This is a genomic window from Gillisella vitis (genome assembly GCF_001541345.2).
Lineage (GTDB): Bacteria > Pseudomonadota > Alphaproteobacteria > Rhizobiales > Rhizobiaceae > Allorhizobium > Allorhizobium vitis.
Window position 1 is genome coordinate 317805 of the sequence record NZ_LMVL02000006.1, and the last position, 21611, is coordinate 339415.

Genomic DNA, 21611 nt, shown 5'->3' on the forward strand with positions numbered 1-21611 from the left:
TGATCCCCTCTCCTCGTTCAAAATGCTGGCCAGGTATCCGAAAGCCGGTAGCCCGAAGGCCATGGATCGGTTGGGTCGAGCATCAACTGGGACACTCCCGTTATCCAGGCGCGGCCGGAAATGACGGGGCGAATGGCGCTAAGCCCACCAATCTCTGTCAGCGAGTCGATGTGGCACTTGAATTCGGAATCAATGATCGAGCGCCCGATATAGGTCTCACCAATTCCGATTTCTCCCCGCGCATGCATGACGGCAAGTCGGGCAGAACAGCCTGTTCCCGTTGGGGAGCGATCGATCTTGCCGGGACGGATCGCAACGGCGCTCTTGCCAGTCAGGATGCCGTTTTCGCGCGTGGCTGGCGTCGTCATCTGGCAAAAGGAGATATGGTTCCAATCCGCATTACACGGATGCACGAACCCGAGTTGTTCATTGGCGGCGGCGGTGATCCTCATACCGAGTTCCGCCAACTCCCTCGCCTCGTCGGGCTTCAGCGAGAAGCCGAGGCCGACCGCATCGACAATCACGAAACTGTCTCCGCCATAGGCGGTATCGACCGTCATGGTGCCGAGCCCCTCGACTTCCAGCGCGGCGGCGATCCGTGTTGCAAAAGAGGCCACATTCAACACAAAGTTTCGCAAGGTGTCGTCGCTGGCAATAAAGCGCGACTGCTCCCAAAGCGTATCACCCGGCGGGGGTGAGACGCCACCGACTATCACATCGCCGATCTCTACGCTCCCACCGTCCTCAATGCCGGCGACAACTGCTATTTCGACAGCATGATGGGACATGCGCTGGTCAGCACCTCCAGCGAGCCTGCCACCATCCTTTGGGTTTGCTCGAATGTCATAAGTCCATTGATCGGCTGACCTTAAAAGATCTGAACCGCAGCCCGCTCTTGTCCAGCGCTGACATTTCTGGTTGAGGATCTTCCGCCGAAACAACCATAATTAAGCTTATGAGGCATCAGATACATCCAGGAGCCAAAACCTGGCGCCAGAGAGCAGATCACCGGAGATCTCTGCACCAAGGCCCTTGCGGTGGAACGGGGCGAGATCGAAACCGCCAATTAACCTATATTTTCGCAAAATGGTCCGTGTCCGGGCAAAACCAAGACACCGACAATCGCTGGGTGTTCAAACGATCAACCGGACGCCATCGAAATCTGCCTTAGTCCACACCAATCTGCAATAAAAATTGCGATGATTTTTGTCATGGATTTCACGCTATCAAGATCTGTCCGTTCCCGAGGAGAATGGCTGTCGAAACCTCTACCGCCGTAGCAGAGCGTCGGAATGCCATAGTACAAGTCGTACTGCCGTGTGTCGCTCGTTGCGGTCTGGCTGAACGTTTCCAATTCCGTTCCCATGACGTAGCGATGGCACCTGGAAAGGACGGCTTCCGCCTCCGAACCCGGTTCGAAGACGTGGCCGTCTGCCTGGAATCCAATCCAGGTGACGTCTGGAATTTTTTCAGCGGACAGGCGTTTCGCACAGGCTGAGATGCAATCCAGAACACGTTGCCTGACCATTGGCAGCGGATGGTCCGGCAGGACCGACAGCCGGCACTCAATCTCACACCAAGAGGGTACGGAGCCAAGCCAGTCTCCTCCCTGAATCTTGCCGAGACTGAACTTGACCGGGCTTTCAATGTGACCGAACCAGGGATGCTGTTTTGCCTCCTCGTTGATCGTTTTTGTCAGTTCCTCGAGGTCGGCGACATATTCGAATGCGGCGAGAATCGCGTTCGAGGTGCGCGAGGCGCTCAGGACATGGCCGGGTCGTCCGAGGATCCGGGCTCGAAACCAGACGGATCCGAGCTCGGCCCGCAGCAGGCGATGATCGAGCGATTCCGGGATAAGGCAGGCGTCCGCCCGGTAGCCACGCTCGAGCGTCGCAAGGGCGCCATTACCGGTGCACTCCTCTTCACTGACCGTCTCGACGAAGACTTGTCCGGCCGGGACATAGCCAAGCGCGCGGAGAGCATCGAGCGCGAAGACCATCTCGCAGACACCGGCTTTCATATCGTTGGTGCCGCGTCCCCACATGAAGCCATTTTCGACCTTTGGCTGGAATGGATCACGATCCCACAATTCTGGCGCGCCTGGCGGCACGACGTCGATGTGTCCTTGCAAAATAAGGCTGCGACGGGCGGGATCAGGATCTGGAAGCGAGGCAACGACCTGCATGGCCTTCGCATAGTCCACATTCACTGCCGGCGAAGCGCCAGGCTTTCCCGCAATCGGCACGTCGGCAATCGCGAACTGATCAACCAGCCAGCCCCGCGCCTGGAACTCCGATGCCAGCCAATCCTGGCACGGCGCCTCGTTGCCACGAACCGAGCTGAAAGAGACGAGCTGGCCCAGCCATTGTACCTGCATCTGGAACCCCGCCTCGATCACGTCATCAAGCGCTTCTGAAAGTGTGGCCAGATCCAAAGGCAGATCTGATTTTGCAGTTTCATTCGATGGCATTGAAACTCCTTCTTGGACGCATTGACATGCACCCATTCCCAAGCGTGATCGTCAACCAGAACCTCTCACAGACACTCGAAGCGAACAACCACAATGAAAATATTATTTGTCGACAGATGAAATCTTGGGTGATAGCTTTTTTGATATAGGACGCCAGATGCCGAAATCGCATTGCGATGATCGTTCTTACGAGATCGACGAACCAAGACTGGCTCGACTGGACGGAGAGAGTTCACTGATGAGACACCCGTACGATGTCGAAGAGGTTTGGAGACGGGCAGCCGGGCCCGACGCTGCTGCTTCACTTTTCAGCTATCTTCGAGATGGCATCCACCGCGACGTTGGCTGCGGTCTCCTCACGGCCTCGATCTACGACGTCGCCAACATGCGATCACGCCGCGTCTTTTCCGAGAATGTCGAAGCCTATCCGACAGGCAATTTTAAACGTCTCGACCGCAACCTCTATTTCGAGACCGTTCTGGTCGGACGGAAGCACTTTTCATCCACGACCATTGAGGAAATTGCAGAGGTCTTTTTCGACTGGGAGAAAATCCGCGACGTTGGCTTCGAGTCCAATCTGAATATTCCGGCAGTCGCGAGCGATGTCGTCATCGGCTCGGTGAACCTCCTGGCAAAGAAGGGCCACTACGATGTCGAGCGCGTCGGGCGCGCGCTTCTCTGGCAACCGATCGTCACGCTCTGCTTCCTTCTGCTCTCTCAGAGCCGTGTTGAGAACGCCTCGTTCAGCCCAGACTTCGACGGCACCGCCCATCCGGCAACGGAAGGGTAGACTCCGTCCCTCAGATCAACCTGAAGAGCCGGAAAGGCCGCAGGTCCAACATCCAGAGAACAAGGAACCTAAGCCCATGAAATACCGAATGCTTGCCGCCGCCCTTCTGCTTGGCACCTGCCTCACGCCGTTTGCGACCACCGCCCAGGACAAACCTTTGAAGATCGCCTTTCTGGCGGCCTCTAGCCAGAACGGCTTCAATCAGGCCATCTATGCTGGCATTGAAAAGGCGGCCAAGGCGGCGGGAAATGTCACCACCGAGATATTCGATGGTGAATTCTCCGCCCCGACGCAGTTTAGCCAGGTCGAAGACCTGACCGCCGGAAAGCGCTTCGACGCGATCATCATCGCGCCGAACGATACGGTCGGCATCGCCACCGCGCTTGAGGACGCGACGGCTGCCGGCATCAAGGTCGCAACCACCCTCTTCCCCATCGGTCCAGACCTCAAGAACATGCAGCCTCAGGTCAAGGGACTGACGACGACAGTCGCGTCCGACCCGTCGATCGGTGCCTCCGCACAGGCAGAGGCGGTGGTAAAATCCTGCGAGGGCAAGCGCCCCTGCAACGTCGTCATCATGATCGGACAGTTGATCTATCAATTCGACAATCTACGCTACGAGACGTTCAAGACCGTTCTCGCCAAGCATGACAACATCAAAATCGTGGCGACCGGCGAAGGCAATTACAGCCCCGACACGTCTCTCAAGGCTATGCAAGATATCCTGCAGGCCAATCCGAAGATCGACGCCGTGCTGTCCAATGCCGACCAGCATCTGCTAGGCGTCGAGATCGCGTTAGAAGATGCCGGTATTGATCCCTCATCCGTCTATCTCATCGGCGGCGGGCTGAACCAGATCACCGTCGATAAGATCCGCAACGGCACCTTCAAGGCGTCGCTTGCCAACTTCCCGGTCTCCATGGGTTCCGCGGCGCTTGAATCCGTCGTCACTTCGCTGAAGGGCGGCACCGTACCTGTCTGGACTGACGAATCCAAACTGCGAGATATCCCGCAGATCGTCGATAAGGCCTGGCTCGATGCTCATCCAGATTTTACGGCTGAATGGCAGGGCTGATTATCGCCCCATGACATCGACGCTACTCCAGGTGCGGGCGACGCATCTCGATACATCCGGAGACCACGCTCTATGACCAAAGGCGACATCGCCGTTCGTATCCATGGCGTTGCGAAGAGTTTCGGCGGCACACGCATTCTCCACGACATCGGCATCGATTTCGAGGCGGGCAAGGTCCACGCGCTGGTCGGTGAAAATGGCGCAGGCAAATCCAGTGTGGGTAAAATCGTCGGTGGATACTATTCCGCTGACGAAGGCGAGATCATCGTCTTTGGCGAGCAGATGACCCGCTATTCCCCGCGCGAAGCGCTTCTGCGCGGCATTGCCATGATCCACCAGGAACTTCAGCTGGTGCCGGAACTGACCGTGCTGCAAAACGTCTTCCTCGGCCGGGAGACAAACAAGGCAGGCTTTCTCACACGCGGTGATCGAGACCGCTTTGCGGCACTCGAAATCACCTGTGACTTCGGGCTCGGCCCGGATGCGAAGGTGGCGGACCTCAGGATCGCCGAACGGCAGAAGGTCGAGATCATGCGGGCAATCGCCCGCGACGCCCGCGTCATCATCATGGACGAACCAACCTCGTCGCTGACGGAGGACGAGGCAGAACGCCTGCATCTTCTCATCCGCCGACTGAAAAGCCAGGGCGTAACGATCATCTATGTCAGCCATTTTCTCGACCATATCATTGCCAATTGCGATCGTGTCACCATAATGCGCGACGGTCATGTGGTGCGCACAACGAACATCGCCGACGAAAGCAAGGAGAGCCTTGTCGACAGCATGCTCGGGCGGGCTCTCGAAATCGTCTGGCCACCCCTGCCCGCCGCACCTTCGCGCGAGATCGCCCCGGTCGCGGAAATGCGTGAGGTCTCAACCCACACCGGTCTGCACGATATCTCGTTGACGGTCAGGCCGGGTGAGATCGTCGGACTGATCGGCCTTGTCGGCTCCGGCCGCACGGAGGTGGCCCGCGCGCTGTTCGGTGCAGACACCATTACGCAGGGCGACTATTTCATCCAGGGGCAGCGACAGAATCGGCTCGATATTCCCTCGGCAGTGGCACAGGGCATCGCCCTCGTTCCCGAGGATCGTCGAAAGCAGGGCCTTGTTCTGACCCAGACCACCCGGCCCAACATCAGCCTTGCGACACTGGACCGGATCAGTCGCTTCGGTTTTCTGAAGAGGCGCCAGGAGTGCAACCGCACGGCTGGCATGATCCGGCATTTCGGTATCGTACCGGAAAAGATCGACGGGGACGTCGCCTATTATTCCGGTGGCAACCAGCAGAAAGTGCTTCTGGCCAAATGGGCCGTTGCCAAACCAAGGCTTCTTATTCTGGACGAGCCGAGCCGCGGCGTCGACATCGGCGCACGCCAGCGCATTCACGCCTTTATTCTCGAAATGGCTGCAACCGGAGTGGGCGTCGTACTGATCTCGTCCGAACTCGAAGAAGTCATCAATCTTTCGCATCGCGGCTACCTCATGAGCGAGGGCCGCATTTTCGGCGAGGAAGATTGCCGTACCCTGACGGTCGAGAGGGCCCTCAAGCGCATCTTCGAAATCCAGAGCCGAAACATGCCATCCGAGGAGTTTAAGGTTCCATGAACAAATCACCGACAGCCGGATCTGCAAAAACTGAAGGCAGACCTTTCAACGCAGGCGCCTTTGCCCGCGAATACGGCGTTCTCGTCATCATTGCGGCTTTGCTGATCGGGCTCAGCCTGGTCTCGGACAGTTTTCTGACGGTGCGCAACCTGCTCAATATCGTCAATCAAAGCGCACCGCTGATGATTATCGCCTGCGCATTGACACTGGTCATTATTGGCGGCGGATTCGACCTGTCGACCGGTGCCATCTTTGGCGTGGCCGCTGTCTCGTCCGGTTGGATCGCAACCCAGGTCGATCCCTATGTCGCCATCCTTGCGGGCCCGTTGATCGGCCTGGCTCTCGGCGCTGTCAACGGATTGATCATCACCACCTTCAACGTACATTCCTTCCTCGTTACCCTCGCAACCAGTCTCGTTTATCGCGGTATCGCGATCCTGATCACCGGCGGCTCGCTCATTCCTGTGCGGATCGAAGCCTTTTCCTGGCTCGGACGCGGGCGCATCGGCATGGTCAACGTGGCGGTTATTGTCGTCATCGTTTTCATGATCATGATGGTGGTGCTGCTCAACCGCACGACCTTCGGCCGCAAGGTCTTCGCTGTCGGCGGCAATGAAGAGGCGGCCATCCTCTCCGGCATCAGAACCAATCTGGTCAAGATAATCACCTTCACGCTCAGTGGTGGCGCTGCAGGGCTTGCCGGTGTGATTACTGTGTCGCGCCTCTCCATGGCCGAACCGCAGGCGGGCGCCGGTCTTGAACTGGAAGCAATCGCCGCCGTCATTCTCGGTGGCACGGCAATCACGGGCGGCGCGGGCGCAATCTGGCGATCGATCGCCGGCGTGCTCCTAATGGCGCTCATCGGCAATGGCTTCAACATTCTCAACGTCAATCCTTTCTTCAAGGACCTGACAACGGGAGTGATCATCGTGATCGCGGTCGCGCTCGCCGCATCGAATTCGCGGCGCTGAAACTTGCCAACCCGGCGACACCGGCAGGTTCGCATCGTCTTTAGGGAACACCACACATGACGGACAAAACTATCCGTGTCTCCACCGATGTCGGCGGCACTTTTACGGATCTGGTTTATTTCGAAACCGATCGCGTAAGCGGCGTACAGACCGTACGCACGGAAAAATCGGACACGACCCCTCCGGACTTTGAAAAAGGCGTGCTCAACGTGCTGGATAAGGCCGGGGTCGACATCGCCAGCGTCGATTTATTTGCCCACGGCACCACTGTTATCATCAACGCGTTGACGGAGCGGAAAGGCGCAAAGGTGGGGTTGATCACCACGAAGGGTTTCCGGGATACGCTGGAAATCGGACGTGGCAACCGGCCCGACTTCTTCAACCTGATGTACCGCAAGCCGGCACCTTTCGTGCCGCGCCACCTGCGGCAGGAACTGCCTGGGCGGATGGACTATCAGGGCCGGGAAACCATACCGCTCGACCTTTCTCTCCTCGACACCATCCTTGCCGGATTCAAGGCTGAGAAGGTAGAGGCAATCGCCATCTGCCTTCTGCATTCCTATGCCAACCCCGCGCATGAAAGCGCCGTTCTACAAGCGATCCGCGAACGCTGGCCGGAGATTGCTGCCGTCGCCTCCCACCAGATCACCCGTGAGTGGCGCGAATACGAGCGTTCCAACACCACGGTGCTTTCGGCCTATGTACAGCCAAAGGCACAGCGCTATCTCGAAAAGCTGGAAACTGGCCTGAGGGACAAGGGATATCGCGGCAACCTGTTCATCATGCAGTCCAATTGCGGCGTGGATTCTGTCGATGCCGTAAAGGCCGTGCCGATCACCATGGTCGAAAGCGGTCCTGCCTCCGGCTTCTGGGGTGCTGCCGAACTTGGCCGGATTATCGACGAACCCAACGTGCTGGCGCTAGACATCGGCGGCACCACCGCCAAATGCTCGTTAATCGAGAATGGTCAGGTGCGGATCAAGACCGACTACTGGATCGAGCGCAACAAAACATCGGCCGGTTATCCCATCATGGTGCCGGTGGTCGATCTGGTGGAAATCGGCAATGGCGGCGGATCGATCGCTTGGGTGGACGATTTCAACAAGCTTCATGTCGGTCCGCAGTCTGCTGGCGCATCGCCCGGTCCTGCCGCTTATGGCAGGGGTGGAACGAACGTCACAACGACGGATGCCAATCTGGCACTTGGCCGCATCAATCACGACTATTTCTGCGGCGGCTCTGTCATCGCCGACATGGCAGCGCTCGATACAGCACTGGAAGCACTTGCCGGGCAACTCGGCGTCTCCCCCAGCGAGGCTGCGCGCGGCATTGTCCGCATCGCGAATTCCAACATGGTCAATGCGCTCAAGTTGGTTTCCGTCAATCGCGGTTACGATCCGCGCGACTTCACTCTGGTCGCGTTCGGCGGCGGCGGCGCCATGCATGCCGTGTCGCTCGGCCAGGAACTGAATGTCAAGAAGGTGGTGATCCCACGCGGAGCTGCGGTCTTTTCTGCCTGGGGCATGATGATGTCGGATCTACGCCGGGATTATTTCGTCACCCGCCTGCTAGACCAAACGGATCACGCAGCACTCGACGATCTGGTCTCGCAAACGATGGCGCTTGCGGTTTCGGAGTTTGTGCATGAGGGGGTCGAGGCGGCGAAGGTGACGATGCGCCCGCTGATCCGCTGCCGCTACCGCAACCAGGAATTTGCCGTCGAAGTTCCCGTCATTTCCGGGCCGATAGGCGCGGAAGAGACCGCCCGCATGGTGGCGGATTTCCACGAGATCTACGAGCGAGAATACACCTACCGGTTGGATGCCGACGTCGAAATCATCGGCCTGCATCTGATCGCGTCGAGCGAAATCGGCAAGCTGGAGCTTGTTCCCTTGCCACGAACCGGAGCCTCGGTCGAGCAGGCCATCAAGGGTCGACGCAGCGTGGACTACGCAACGGAGGGTGTCCACGAAGCCGTGATCTATGACGCGAGAAAGCTCGAGCCGGGAATGCAGTTCGCCGGACCGGCAATCATCGAGGATCCCGGCACCACCATCGTCGTTCACCCAGACAATATCGTCCTGATCGATGATTACGGCAACACGCACATCACCATCCGGAGTTGATCTGATGACCGAGCCCCACGATCCCGTTACTTTCGACATCATCCAGAACGCACTGGAAGCGGTGGCCGACGAGATGTTCGTTGCTCAGCGCAAAACCTCAATGAGCGCCATCATTTACGAGGTCCTCGACCTGTCCACCTCTGTCCTCGACAAGGATGGTCAGATCGCCGCGTCGGGCGCCGGCATTCCCGCCTTCATTGGCGTGCTCGACAAGGCGATTGCCGGCATCTTCAAGAAATTTAAGCCGGAAGATATCCGGCCGGGTGATCTTTTCGCCTCCAACGACCCGTATTTCGGCGGCGTCACCCACCTCAACGACATGGTTCTTGCCGCCCCGGTCTTCCACGACGGCAAGCTGATCGCCTGGGTTGCCAACATCGCCCACTGGAACGATGTGGGCGGCAACGTTCCGGGCTCCATGTCATCGGATGCGACTGAAATCTTCCAGGAGGGGATCCGCATTCCTGCTGTGAAGCTGTTCGAAGACGGACGTGCGAACCAGGCGGTTTTCGACATTCTCTATGTCAATACGCGGCTGCCGGACTTTCTGCGTGGTGATCTCTGGGCCGGCATTGCTGGATTGCGGATTGGCGAGCGGCGCATTCTGGAGTTGGTCGTGAAATACGGCGCGGCCACATTCGAGGCTGCCGTGGCCGACTTCATGGCATTCGGCGCGCGCCGCGCGCGCGCTGCCCTCAAGCGCATCCCAGCAGGCACCTACACATTCGAGGAAGAGCAGGATACTGGCGCAATCCATAAGGTTGTCCTCACCATCACCGATGAGGAATTCATCGTCGATCTGCGCGACAATCCCGCACAGAAGGGTTCGTCCAACTCCAGCCGCGAAGGCACCGAAATTGCTGTCCAGCTCGCCTTCAAATCCTTCACGGACCCGGAAGCGCCCGGCAATGGCGGCTTCTTCCAACCACTTAAGGTGATCACGAAGCCGGGCACGATCTTCCATGTCGAGGCACCGGGGGCGCTCGGCTATTATTCCGAGGTCGAGATACGCCTTTTCGATATGCTGTTGCGGGCGCTCTCCTCGCACTTTCCCGGCGTCGTCCCTGCCGGTAATTTCGCTTCCATCTGCGGTACAGTCGTGGGCGGACCGCATCCCGTCACCGGACGTCATTACACGATCGTCGAGCCACAGGTCGGCGGCTGGGGTGCCTGGGAGGGTTGCGACGGGAACAGCGGCCAATTTTCCGGATTTCACGGCGAGACCTTCAATTGCCCGGCCGAGATCGCCGAAGCCCGTTATGGCCTGTCGGTGGACCAGGCCATGCTGAACGCGGAGCCCGGCGGTGAGGGCCAGTGGCGCGGCGGCAAGGGGATCGACGTCCATTACCGCGTGCTGGCCGACAACAATTTCCTGTCAGTGGGCTACACCCGCACCCGCATCCCTCCATGGGGCGTGGCGGGCGGGCTCGACGGGTCGGTCAATTATGTGGAAGTTCGACGGACGGACGGCACCCGCGAACGCCTGTCCTTTGCGACCAATGTCGTTGTCAACACCGGCGATGTCATCCGTGTCGTAACCGGCAATGGCGGCGGCTTTGGCGACCCAAAACTGCGCGCGCCCGAGGCCGTCGCCGAAGACATCAAGAACGGATATCTAACGGAAGAAAGAGCACAGGCCGTCCATCGTTAAGCTTGGCAACAAGGTCCGCCGCTCTCGCCGATTCCGCCCTCACTTGGTTTCGCTGACGAACGCGCAGTGATCCGCACCGAAGGGACGGTTAACCGAACGGCGGTATAGCTGAGGTCTCGCGGTTGCTGAGAAAATAGCGCGGGGACGGAGAGGAAGGTGCGGCGGATATCACTGGCTTGTATTCGCACGCCGCTTTCAAAAGCGAGATTGTCTTTGCTTGGGCAGTTTTCGAAATGCCCGCCTACCCTAATCTATACTGAAGCTTGCCCATAACCTCACGAGCGAGGTCTATGTTCATTCTCTCGGCGACTGCCAATGCAGCGGCGACCTTGTCTTTGAGTGTGACGTGCAGCCCGGTTTTGGGCCAGCGGGAGATGGGGATCAGAGTATGCCAACGGCGATGAGAGCTAAGAATGGAAGGGTGGCTGCTGAGATCAAGATCACCATACGCGAACGAACGCCCATCCGGTGAATTAACGACATTGTCGTTCCTCGTAAGAATGATATCAACCTGAACGCTACTATCTGAACGCTACTATAAGTGTAGCATCAGCGAACGGCTTACATCACGACACAATCAGAGGCTGAGAACAATGCAATTGCATCGGGAATAGGCCGATCTTCAGCCCCTTGGAACGTAGACAAGAAAGGCAGGCTCATCGCCTGCCTTTCTCTTGAGTATCAGGTCGCCGGCAGGACTGCGATGTCCCGCACCTCATTTTCCAGACCGGAGATCGCGCCGACTTCGGTCGCGGCGCCCGTTTCAAGATTGACGGTGTAAAGCATCTTGCTTGCCACCAGATAGGCCGCGTTCTTGCCGCCCTCCATTCCCTGAATGTCGAAGGCATAGGTCGCAGGCTTGTCTTTCAGGCCAAGCTTGCCGATGGCTTTCAATGTGCCGTCATTCGGCTTTGTCTGCTGGATCAACGCTCCGATTGTGGCGTCGATATCGTACATTGCAGTCTTTTCCGGCTTGCCGATGGAATTGGTATAGGCGGCGGCTACAATATTCGGGGTCTCGCCCTTATGCATATCGCCCTCTTCGAAAGCGAGTACGCCGTCAACCGTCACTGCCCCCGTATCGGGGTGAACGCGGTGGTTGGTGGTGCCGGTCATGAAACGCAGGCGGTCTGCCATCGGGTTGAAATCGACCACGACAGGCGCATCCGTCATGGTCAGCATCTTGTCCATCTTCGCCACTTCGCTTGCAGCGCCCGTCTCCAGGTTGATGCTGACGATGCGGTGGTCGGGCGTCAATCCGATTACGGTCTTGTTTCCGGGACGGTAATCGATGCCGACGAGCTTATCGACGCCGGTAACATCCATCGTCTTTGTCACGGAAGGCTTTTCCGTATCGAACATGACGAGCGTCTTGTCGCCGCTTAATGCCAGAACGGGTGCCGCAAAGGCGGATGTTGCCGTGGCAATGACGGATATGGATGCTGCTAAAGCAAAACGAATGGTCTGCATGTTTTTCTCCCGTGCGTTCAAAATCGAAGAAGGTTCCGCCGTATGGCTCACGACCTTCCATCTTGAAGACACAACAGAAGATGCGTTTGGATGCAGCGCTCGAAAATATTTTTGGTGACTGCATCTATTCAGCTGTCGCGGCGGGTATAGTTTGCAAGACGCAGGCGGTTTGCGCACTGATCTAAGGAGATAGTTTTGACAGTGATGGGCTCCAGGCCGATTAATCTCGATGAGGCGCTTAATGGCTGCGCAAAGGGCGACCGCCTGGCATTGCGACACATCTTTGATCAGGAGGCGGGTAAGCTCATCGCGGTTGCCCAGCGCATCGTCAGACGTCGCGAGCTTGCTGAAGAGGTCGTGCAGGACTCTTTCATACGTATATGGACGCATGCACATCAGTACCGCTCCGATAGCGGCTCGGCGCGCGGCTGGATCTATGCCATCGTTCGAAACCGGGCCATCAACCTATTGCGTGATGGCAAGCGGGAACACTCCGTCGAGGAGGTTGAAACGCTTCAGGACGATCAGCAGACGGATGAAATCATGGCGGCATGGCACCGTCTGGATCGCAATTCCCGTCTCTATGACTGTCTCGGTTCGCTGGAAGATACGAAGCGGCAGGGGATTCTCATGGCCTATGTTGGCGGTTATTCCCATGGCGAAATTGCAGGCAGGCTGCGCATTCCGCTTGGCACCACCAAGTCGTGGATCAGGCGCGGGCTTCTGGCGCTGCGGGAGTGCATGGCATGAGCTACGACCGCAAAGACATAGCGCATCTCGCCGACGAATATGTGCTGGGGTTGCTCGAGCCAACACAGGCGGAAGAAATCGAGGATGCCATGGAAGGTGATCCTGAACTCAAGGCTGCCATTGCCGCAAGTCGAGATCGTTTCCTGCCGCTCGACACGAGCATGGCTCCGCAACCCGTCAGCGAGGATCTCTGGAATCGTATCGAGGCCTCCCTGTCGGGTCAGGACAACCGTCGCGCCAAATCAAACACACACATCGCAAACGATAATGGCTCTCGCCGCTGGAAGTTGGCTGCACTCACGTCGCTTGCCGCCTCGTTGCTGCTTACCGTCGGCCTCGTCTACAGCCTGACCAGAACGATGGAGCCACTCGTCGTCGCCGTCCTTGTCAACGAGGCAGGAGAGGTTCAGGCGGTTGTCGAGGATTTCGGCAACGACGAGGCCTCCGTGCGGCTTCTGACGGATTTCGTCGTTCCGCGTGACAAGACGATCCAAGTTTGGACCCTGCCGTCTCGCGATGTCGGGCCGGTCCCTCTCGGCCTGCTGGAAGGCGTGCGCTCCGCCCGCCTGCATGGGCCGACGCTGCCGAAGCCGCGCAACGATCAGCTTTATGAGTTGACGCTTGAGCAGGCAGGCGGTTCGCCGACAGGCCGTCCCACCGGACCGATACTTGCCAAGGGATTTGCCCGTATACCGCGGTGACGCTCCAGGACATAGGCAACTGAGCAAATGACCGGTTCGCCGAAGACTAATTAAATCATCTATCAAATGGCGTGAAGCATCGTAAACTTAACGGCCACGAGTACAGACCATCACGCCGGCCGAGTTTGTTAGTCATGCCCGGCCGATTTTCGCCCACAGGTCCATCGCCGCTACGCGCAATTCGCGATGATGGCTGGAGGGGATGTCGTGGCGCGAGATTTGAAATAGGTTGGGATCGGGTCATGGATGGAGATAAAGCGTTGTAGATGTCGCTGTGACTTGAAGCGCTTCATGATCCGCTCTCGCCGCCGGACGGGCTGGTGGGAATTCTCCGCCCGGTTGTTCAAACCCTTGTGTGAGTGATGCTCGACACCCGGCATGATCTCCCGCTTTGCGGCGCCGTAGGATCGAAGCTTATCGGTGATCATCACCCGCCGCGCTCGGCCCTGGCTCTTTAAGAGCCTACGCGTCAGGCGTTTGGCCGCCTTGGCATTGCGGCGGCTTTGCACCAGCACCTTCCAGAACAAAGCCGTCCTGATACGGCGCGCCACGGCCAGTGCTTCTCGCCTCGGATTGAAACAACGGCCTCATCGAGGTGCCATTTGGCCCCAAGCCGACCGGATGAGCGACGACGGATATCGTTGGCGAAGGTCCGCCCGAAGTTCTCCGCCCACAGCCGGACCGTTTGATGCGAGACCACGATCCCACGGGCAGCCAGCAAGTCCTCGAGCATTCGCAGGCTGAGAGGGAAGCGGAAATAGAGCCACACGGCGTGGGCAATGATTTCAGCGGGAAAGCCATGGCGGCGATATAGTGGATCACGGTCTGTCATGGCCCGTCATCCCACATCGAATTCCACATTCCGTTAAGTTGACGATGCCCTTCGAGTAGTCATGGATGGCGCTGTGCGTCCAGCATGCCGCGCACGACGGCAGGCAGATCAAAGCGGCACTCGGATTTTGTCTGACGCGATCGCTATCCGTTGCTACTGGCCGCACATTTCACTGCGAAACGCATGCGGGGTCACGCCTGTCGCGTTCCTGAAGGCGCGGGTGAAATTGGCGTGAGATGAGAAACCGGCCGCGATGGCCACGTCTGCGATGTTCCAATTTTCATCGAGCAGTCTTTGCTTGGCGACAGCCATGCGCTTGTCACTGACATAGGCATGTGGACTTTTCCCCGTTGCCTGTTTGAATGCGCGGGCAAAGTGGGCAACGCTCATGCACGCGACGGAAGCAAGGTCGGCCACGGAAAACTCGTTGTCGAGATGGAATTCGATATAGTCTGTGACGCGTCGCATTCGGCGCGTGTCGAGCGCGCTATCACCGCTGCGCTTACCCTGCTGTCGGGGCGTTGCAGTCGAATAGGAACGAACCAGATGCGCGGAGAGGGCGACAGCGAGGGTCTCGACCAGCAATCGGCCCGCCGCACTTTCCGTAGACATTTCTTGCAGGATCTGTCCCGCGGCAAATTCAATGAACGGATCCTGGTCGATGCTTTCGTATCGCAGTTCTATGGCCGCCGGATCGAGGTCGAATTCCTGCAGGATGGTCGAGGAGAAGGGCTGCCCTGGCAGGAACAAATGAAGACAGTCGTCCATCCGCTCTGTCACCGATATGAACTCCTCCTCAATTCCGGCCGGACAGAGCCAGATGGTGCCGCGCCGCGCGACCGTGTGTTGCCGCATGCCTCCGCCACGGCGATCAACGATGCTGCGCCCGTGCAGCAGTATGGCGATCTCCGTGTCGTGCGGCACCAGCGATGGCAGTTCGCCCGCTTCATGACGCCAGCGCTCGGCCAGAATGTTGCGCCAACCGCTCGCATTCGAGGTCTCTATCATCGTTCCGGTAATATACTTGTCGACGGAGTGACCGAGCATGGCTTTGCTCCAAGTTCCATTTTGCTGGTGTTGAGAACAAGCAAATTCCGGACCAATCGCCCTAAATGACCACTTGATCAGAAATTGAATAAACAAACGCAGTTTTTGATAAAGCCAAAGCCTGCGCTCCGCTCCACACTGCCTAAAGTTCAAGCACTGCTTTTCAAAAGGCAAATCATGGGAGTTGAAAATGGCTCGCACTACCGTTGTCGGCGCATGCCCGCATGACTGTCCAGACACCTGCTCCATCCTGACGACGGTCGAGGACGGAAAAGCCGTCGCGGTCCGGGGCAATCCTGATCATCCGTTTACGCGCGGACGCCTGTGCGTGAAGGTTAATAATTATCAAGACCGCGTCTATAGCGACAATCGTCTGCTGTATCCGATGCGTCGCGTGGGCCCAAAAGGCAGCGGCCAGTTTGAACGCATCAGCTGGGACGATGCGATTGCGGAGATCGCGTCGCGTTTCAAGGATATTATCGCGACCGACGGTGCGCAGGCCATCCTGCCTTACAGCTATCTCGGTACGCAGGGCATCATCAACGGGCTGAATGTCGGCGATCCGCTGTTCAACAAGCTCGGCGCCAGTGTCTGCGAGCGCACCTTCTGCGATTCCGGCTCCTGCACCGCCTATATGATGACGATCGGCCACACACCCGGCGTCGATCCGGAAGCCTTCATCCATTCGAAATACATCATCCTGTGGGCCTGTAATACGCTGAGCACCAACTCACATCACTGGCCCTTTATCGAACAGGCCCGGAAAAACGGCGCAAAGCTGGTAGTGATCGATCCGGTGCGCACCCGCACGGCGCGGCTGGCAGACTGGCACATTCCCATCCGCCCCGGCACCGATTGCGCACTGGCCTTGGCGATGATCCACATCATCATCAAGGAAAAGCGCATCGATCGAGACTATATCGATGCGCACACCGTTGGTTTTGCGGAGCTGGCGGAGCGGGCAGAACAGTACACGCCGGAATTCGCCTCCGCAGAAACGGGCATTCCTGTGGAAGACATCTACACGCTGACGCGCGAATATGCGTCGACCGCGCCAGCGGTTGTGCGCATCGGCGTTGCGGTGGAACGTCACGCCGGCGGCGGACAGACCGTGCGCGCCATCGCCTGCCTGCCTGCCTTGATCGGGGCCTGGAAGCATGTCGGCGGCGGTCTGCTGCAATTGCCGATCTGGGCCTTCCCAGTCAACTGGGGCGAGATGATGCGTCCTGATCTCCAGCCCGAGACGATGCGTGTCATCAACTCGTGGCAACTCGGGCCTGCCTTGACCGGCGATTTGCCACTCGATCCGCCGATCCGCTCGCTGTTTGTCTATAACGCCAATCCCATGGCGATGGTGAGCCAGCAGGACAAGCTGGAGCAGGGGCTTGCGCGAGACGATCTCTTCACTGTGGTCAGCGAGCATTTCATCACCGATACGGCCCGCTATGCCGATATTCTTCTGCCGGCAACCACCCAACTGGAGCAGAAGGACATCATGTTCTCCTGGGGGCATCTCTACCTCTCGTACAACAACCCGGCGATCGAGCCGCTTGGCGAGGCGGTGCCGAATACCGAAATGTTCCGCCGGATTGCCCGCGCGCTCGATATAGATGATCCCTTCTTCTTTCGCTCGGACGACGAGATGATCGCGCAGTCGATGGACTGGGCCAATCCTGTGATGGAGGGTCTCACGCTCGAGGATCTGAAGGAAAAGGGCTTCCTGCGTCTTCAGGTGCCGGCTGCCGGCGACTGGGCACCGCACCGCGATGGCAATTTCCCTACGCCGACCGGGAAATGCGAGTTCAAGTCCACGCTGGCCGAGACCGGCAACTTCGTGGTTCCGCTGTTTCGTCAGGGCTATAATGGCGATCAGGCCGGAGAACCCGTCGATCCTCTACCGCATTACATCAGGCCCAATGAGAGCCCGGCCAGTGCGCCGGCGCTTGCGGAGAAATATCCGCTCAGCCTGATCTCGCCCAAGAGCCATGCCTTCCTCAATTCCAACTATGGCAATCTGCCGGCTCAGGTTGCGCTGGCGGGCGAGGAGCAGTCGGTGACCCTCCATCCGGACGACGCAACCGCGCGTGGAATAGAGGTGGGGACGCCCATTCGTGTCTTTAACGATCGGGGCGTCTTCGAAGCCTTTGCCACCGTCTCATCGGATGTGATGCGCGGCGTGGTGGTGGCGCCTGCCGGCTACTGGCAGCGCTCGAACCGCCGAGGCCCCACGGTTCATGCCCTGACGCCGCCCGCTTTTGCCGATCTGGGCCGCGCACCGACATTTTCGGATGTGCTGGTCGAGGTCGCCAAATTCTAACGGACAAGTCATGGCTTACTGAAGAGGTTTATCGAGAATGCCCTATGTCGTTACCGACCATTGCACCGGATGCCGTTATACGGAATGCGTGACGGTGTGCCCCGTCGAGTGTTTCCATATCGACGATGACATGACCTATATCGATCCCGACAATTGCATCGATTGTGGCGGCTGTGTGCCTGTATGTCCGGTTGGCGCGATCCAGCCGTCCTATCTGCTGTCGCCTGATCAGCAGAAATGGATCGAGATCAACAGACGTCGCTCAGCCGAAACGCCTGTGATCAACATGCGCCTGCCGCCGCTTGCCGGTGCAGACGAACGCAAGAAGGCGATGGGCCTGTGACGGTGCCGCGCTATCATGTCGCCATCGTCGGTGCCGGTCCTAGTGGGTTCTATGCGGCCGAGGCATTGCTTCGGTCGGATAAGAACATTGCGGTTGATCTGTTCGAACGCTTACCGGTGCCGTACGGCCTGGTTCGCTTCGGCGTCGCCCCTGATCATCCGAAGCTGAAGCAGGTCACTGCTGTCTTCGAGAGAATCGCGCAGATGCCGGGTTTTCGTTTTATCGGTGGGGTGGAGATCGGCGTTGACACTAACATCACCGATCTTCGCAGGTCCTATCATGCCGTCATCCTGGCGACAGGGGCGGCGCTCGGTCGTGAGATCGGCCTGCCGGGTGAAAATCTGCCCGGCACGCATCAGGCCAGCGATTTCGTCGGCTGGTACAATGGTCATCCAGATTGCCGGGATCTGACCTTCGATTTTGGCGGCGAGCGGGCGGTCGTCATCGGTCATGGCAATGTCGCCCTCGACGTGGCGCGTATCCTCGTGAAGACGCCGGAGGAATTGCGCCATACAGATATTGCCGGGCATGCTCTGGAAATGCTGGGGGAAAGCCGTATTCGCGAGGTGCATCTGGTCGGGCGGGGCGCTCCGGCCGGGATACGTTTCTCGGCCAAGGAGCTGCATGAATTCGGCACGCTGGAGAATTGCGATCCGGGCGTGGAGATGGGCGATCTGGCCATTGACCCGTTTGCCTCTCCTGAGGGCGTGGACCCCGAACGAAAAACCGCCATCGGCCTTCTCGATGCGTTCTCCCGCCGCAAATGGGAAAAAAGCAAGAGATGCCTTTTCCGCTTTCATCTCGCTCCGGTTTGTTTCGAAGGACATGAGCGCGTCAGCCGCGCCGTGTTCCGTTGGGGCGCAACGGGCAAGGGAATGGAGCGGGACGTCACGATCGATACGAACCTTGTCTTCCTGAGTGTCGGCAGGCGCAGCGCACCGGTTACCGATGTTCCCTACGACGCAGACCGGGGCGTCCATGCCAATGCCGGTGGCCGTATCTGGGCAGAGGACGGGCTGTTTCTTGGCCTTTATGCCTGCGGCTGGAGCAAGCGCGGCCCGCAGGGAACGATCGGTACAAATCGCGCCTGCGCTATCGATACGGTTGAAAAGGTACTGGCCGATCTCGATTCGCTGCCATTGCCAGATCCTGCCGCTGCGGACAGTTTCGTCTCCTCGATCTGGGACCGCCAGGGGCTGCGCCTCGACTTCGATGCCTGGCGTGCCATTGACACGGCGGAGGTGGCGCGGGGCCGGTCGCTGGGCAAGCCGCGCGAAAAGTTCGTCTCCGTTGAAGCGATGATTGCCGCTGCCGGGGGGAAGGATATTGCATGCTGATGGAAACCTCTCCTGCGTGTGGGCTTGTCGATAGCTTCGGTCGCCGGGTCAGCTATCTCAGGCTTTCGGTGACGGACCGCTGCGATCTGCGCTGCGTCTATTGCATGTCGGAGCGGATGACCTTCATGCCGCGGCGGGATATTCTTTCGTTGGACGAATTGGCGCGTGTTGCCCACGCCTTCATCCGTATCGGTGTGCGTAAGATACGGATTACGGGGGGAGAGCCGCTCGTGCGAAAGGGTGTCATCGACCTCTTCCGCAGTCTCTCGCCATGTCTGCAAGACGGATCCTTGCAGGAACTGACGCTGACGACCAATGGCACTCGCCTTGCCGAACATGCTCGGGATCTGGCAATTGCGGGTGTGCGGCGGGTCAACATTTCCCTGGATACGCTCGATCCGCATCGCTTCGCCGCTTTGACCCGTGGCGGGTCGCTCGCAACCGTGCTTGCGGGCATCGATGCCGCGCAGGATGCTGGTCTTGCGGTGAAGATCAACACGGTTGCACTACGTGGCAGCACGGAAGACGAGATCGATGACCTGATCTCCTTCGCCCACAGGCGCGGCATGGGCCTGACCCTGATTGAAACCATGCCGCTTGGAGAAACTGGAGAGGATCGGCTCGATCAGTATCTGCCGCTGGACCTTTTGCGTCGCCAGATCGAGGCGCGGTGGTCGCTGACGGATATCGGTCTGCGCACCGGTGGTCCCGCGCGCTACGCGAGGATTGCCGAAACCGGGGGCCTCATCGGGTTCATCACGCCCATGACGCATAATTTCTGCGAAAACTGCAATCGTGTGCGCGTCACCGCCGCGGGCGTGCTCCATACCTGTCTCGGACAGAACGATGCGGCGGATCTAAAGGAGGCCATACGCGCATCCGATAACAACACGATGCTGCTGGAGACAATCGCCCATGCTCTCAAGCACAAGCCCAAGGGGCACGACTTTGTCTTGGACCGGGCGCGGATTCCGCAGATCGCCCGCCACATGTCGGCGACCGGAGGGTGACCACCACCGGTACGCACAGGCGTGCCTAATCACGGGCAAGATTTATAATCTCTATAAAATACTTTTGAATTCAATGCACTGGAAAAGGTAGGCGGCGCGCGCCACAGAATTCAACATAAAATTTCAATTTTATTAATTATCTGATTTTTATGGGTAAAAATCGATTTTTGGAAAGCCAAAATTCTCATTTTGTATCGCACAAAATGAATTTCTTCAGGTTGGATTCCACCGAATGACCGCAGTGAAATATTCGTCGCAAGCCGCCGAGCACGGGTGCACTCGATTCGCTTTCCTGATGGTATATAGACAACAAAATCAGGTATTCGTCCTTGTTCTTTTGTAGGGTTGGCTGAAGTAAATAGCTTCAGCCCATGAGGGGATTCAAAGCAGTCTGGGGCGGTTCATGAACTGCTTCATTTCAGGGCTTTGCAGCTCTCTTCGCTGATGTTATGTTCATTATTTGTTCCAGGCGCTTTTATGCGGCAGTCGGGATGTCAGGCAGTTTTATTCATGCGCGATAAAACACATCCTAGGGATCACGCCATGACGAGTTCGGATGGGCCTGATACGGCCATGAGCCTCGATCGTTCGACCATCGTCTCTGTGCGCAAGATTATCCATGTCGATATGGACGCTTTTTATGCCTCTGTTGAACAGCGCGACAATCCGCAGTTGCGCGGTAAACCCGTCGCCGTTGGCGGGTCCGCGGCCCGTGGCGTTGTGGCGGCTGCAAGTTATGAGGCGCGGGCCTTCGGCGTGCACTCGGCGATGCCCTCCGTGACCGCCAAGCGCAAGTGCCCGGATTTAATCTTCGTACCACCCCGCTTCGACGTCTACCGGCAGGTCTCCCACCAGATCCGCGAAATCTTCGCCGAATATACGCCGCTGATCGAGCCGTTGTCATTGGACGAAGCCTATCTCGATGTCACAGAAAATCTGAAGGGCATGGAGATCGCCACTGAGATCGCGCTGGAAATCCGGGCAAAGATTAAGGCAGCCACGGGTCTCAACGCCTCAGCCGGCATTTCCTACAACAAGTTTCTGGCAAAGATGGCAAGCGACCTGAATAAGCCGAATGGCCAGGCTGTCATCACGCCAAAAAACGGGCCAGGT

General features: G+C 58.3%; 17 protein-coding genes and 1 pseudogene. 13 read left to right on the forward strand and 5 right to left on the reverse strand.

Annotation, left to right across the window (positions count from 1 at the left end; genetic code table 11):
* Positions 1 to 17: 17 nt before the first annotated feature.
* Complete coding sequence (locus ASB66_RS20890; protein ID WP_060717720.1) at positions 18 to 788, reverse strand: proline racemase family protein; 771 nt, start codon at positions 786 to 788, stop codon at positions 18 to 20.
* Between the two features lie 353 nt (positions 789 to 1141).
* Positions 1142 to 2470, reverse strand: a complete 1329-nt coding sequence (locus ASB66_RS20900; RefSeq protein ID WP_060717719.1) for an ArgE/DapE family deacylase — start codon at positions 2468 to 2470, stop codon at positions 1142 to 1144.
* A 106-nt stretch (positions 2471 to 2576) separates the two neighbouring features.
* Between ASB66_RS20900 and ASB66_RS20905 the strand changes: the two genes are divergently transcribed.
* The 6 genes from ASB66_RS20905 to ASB66_RS20930 all read left to right on the forward strand — a co-directional run bounded on the left by ASB66_RS20905 (position 2577) and on the right by ASB66_RS20930 (position 10691).
* Positions 2577 to 3260, forward strand: coding sequence for a hypothetical protein (locus tag ASB66_RS20905; RefSeq protein WP_234614206.1), 684 nt, complete (start codon positions 2577 to 2579; stop codon positions 3258 to 3260).
* A gap of 76 nt (positions 3261 to 3336) precedes the next feature.
* The gene (locus tag ASB66_RS20910) at positions 3337 to 4335 is read left to right on the forward strand and encodes a sugar ABC transporter substrate-binding protein (protein WP_158544229.1); all 999 of its coding nucleotides are present in this window, start codon (positions 3337 to 3339) and stop codon (positions 4333 to 4335) included.
* A 72-nt stretch (positions 4336 to 4407) separates the two neighbouring features.
* Positions 4408 to 5943, forward strand: a complete 1536-nt coding sequence (locus tag ASB66_RS20915) for a sugar ABC transporter ATP-binding protein (RefSeq protein WP_060717717.1) — start codon at positions 4408 to 4410, stop codon at positions 5941 to 5943.
* The gene (locus ASB66_RS20920) at positions 5940 to 6914 is read left to right on the forward strand and encodes an ABC transporter permease (RefSeq protein WP_060717716.1); all 975 of its coding nucleotides are present in this window, start codon (positions 5940 to 5942) and stop codon (positions 6912 to 6914) included. The genes ASB66_RS20915 and ASB66_RS20920 overlap by 4 nt, the downstream gene beginning before the upstream one ends.
* A gap of 56 nt (positions 6915 to 6970) precedes the next feature.
* Positions 6971 to 9040, forward strand: a complete 2070-nt coding sequence (locus ASB66_RS20925; RefSeq protein ID WP_060717715.1) for a hydantoinase/oxoprolinase family protein — start codon at positions 6971 to 6973, stop codon at positions 9038 to 9040.
* Between the two features lie 4 nt (positions 9041 to 9044).
* Positions 9045 to 10691 carry a hydantoinase B/oxoprolinase family protein gene (locus tag ASB66_RS20930; RefSeq protein WP_060717714.1) on the forward strand — a complete coding sequence of 549 codons (1647 nt, stop codon included), beginning with the start codon at positions 9045 to 9047 and terminating at the stop codon, positions 10689 to 10691.
* Positions 10692 to 11372: 681 nt separating this feature from the next.
* Here the strand turns inward: ASB66_RS20930 and ASB66_RS20940 are convergent.
* Complete coding sequence (locus tag ASB66_RS20940) at positions 11373 to 12161, reverse strand: DUF4394 domain-containing protein (RefSeq protein WP_060717713.1); 789 nt, start codon at positions 12159 to 12161, stop codon at positions 11373 to 11375.
* A 204-nt stretch (positions 12162 to 12365) separates the two neighbouring features.
* Here ASB66_RS20940 and ASB66_RS20945 point away from each other — a divergent pair, with 204 nt between their 5' ends.
* Together ASB66_RS20945 and ASB66_RS20950 are read left to right on the forward strand one after the other, a co-directional pair.
* Positions 12366 to 12911 (forward strand): sigma-70 family RNA polymerase sigma factor, encoded by a 546-nt coding sequence (locus ASB66_RS20945; RefSeq protein ID WP_060717712.1) that lies wholly within the window; start codon positions 12366 to 12368, stop codon positions 12909 to 12911.
* Positions 12908 to 13612, forward strand: coding sequence for an anti-sigma factor (locus tag ASB66_RS20950; protein ID WP_060717711.1), 705 nt, complete (start codon positions 12908 to 12910; stop codon positions 13610 to 13612). The genes ASB66_RS20945 and ASB66_RS20950 overlap by 4 nt, the downstream gene beginning before the upstream one ends.
* A gap of 132 nt (positions 13613 to 13744) precedes the next feature.
* On the opposite strand, the pseudogene ASB66_RS20955 reads toward ASB66_RS20950, so the two are convergent.
* Together ASB66_RS20955 and ASB66_RS20960 are read right to left on the reverse strand one after the other, a co-directional pair.
* Positions 13745 to 14444: pseudogene (locus ASB66_RS20955) on the reverse strand (IS6 family transposase).
* Between the two features lie 153 nt (positions 14445 to 14597).
* Positions 14598 to 15692: a helix-turn-helix transcriptional regulator gene (locus tag ASB66_RS20960; RefSeq protein ID WP_234614211.1), complete on the reverse strand. Its 1095-nt coding sequence runs from the start codon at positions 15690 to 15692 to the stop codon at positions 14598 to 14600.
* Here ASB66_RS20960 and ASB66_RS20965 point away from each other — a divergent pair.
* The 5 genes from ASB66_RS20965 to dinB form a co-directional block, all read left to right on the forward strand.
* On the forward strand, positions 15682 to 17808 hold the full coding sequence (locus tag ASB66_RS20965; RefSeq protein WP_060717709.1) for a molybdopterin-containing oxidoreductase family protein: 2127 nt from the start codon (positions 15682 to 15684) through the stop codon (positions 17806 to 17808). The genes ASB66_RS20960 and ASB66_RS20965 overlap by 11 nt on opposite strands.
* A 37-nt stretch (positions 17809 to 17845) precedes the next feature.
* A complete protein-coding gene (locus ASB66_RS20970; protein ID WP_060717708.1) occupies positions 17846 to 18151 on the forward strand; it encodes a ferredoxin family protein in 306 nt (101 codons plus the stop codon).
* The gene (locus tag ASB66_RS20975) at positions 18148 to 19488 is read left to right on the forward strand and encodes an FAD-dependent oxidoreductase (RefSeq protein ID WP_060717707.1); all 1341 of its coding nucleotides are present in this window, start codon (positions 18148 to 18150) and stop codon (positions 19486 to 19488) included. Before ASB66_RS20970 ends, ASB66_RS20975 begins: the two co-directional genes overlap by 4 nt.
* Positions 19482 to 20498 carry a GTP 3',8-cyclase MoaA gene (gene moaA / locus ASB66_RS20980; RefSeq protein WP_060717706.1) on the forward strand — a complete coding sequence of 339 codons (1017 nt, stop codon included), beginning with the start codon at positions 19482 to 19484 and terminating at the stop codon, positions 20496 to 20498. The genes ASB66_RS20975 and moaA overlap by 7 nt, the downstream gene beginning before the upstream one ends.
* A 573-nt stretch (positions 20499 to 21071) precedes the next feature.
* A partial coding sequence (dinB, locus tag ASB66_RS20985) for a DNA polymerase IV (protein ID WP_114386903.1) occupies positions 21072 to 21611 on the forward strand: 540 nt, incomplete at its 3' end.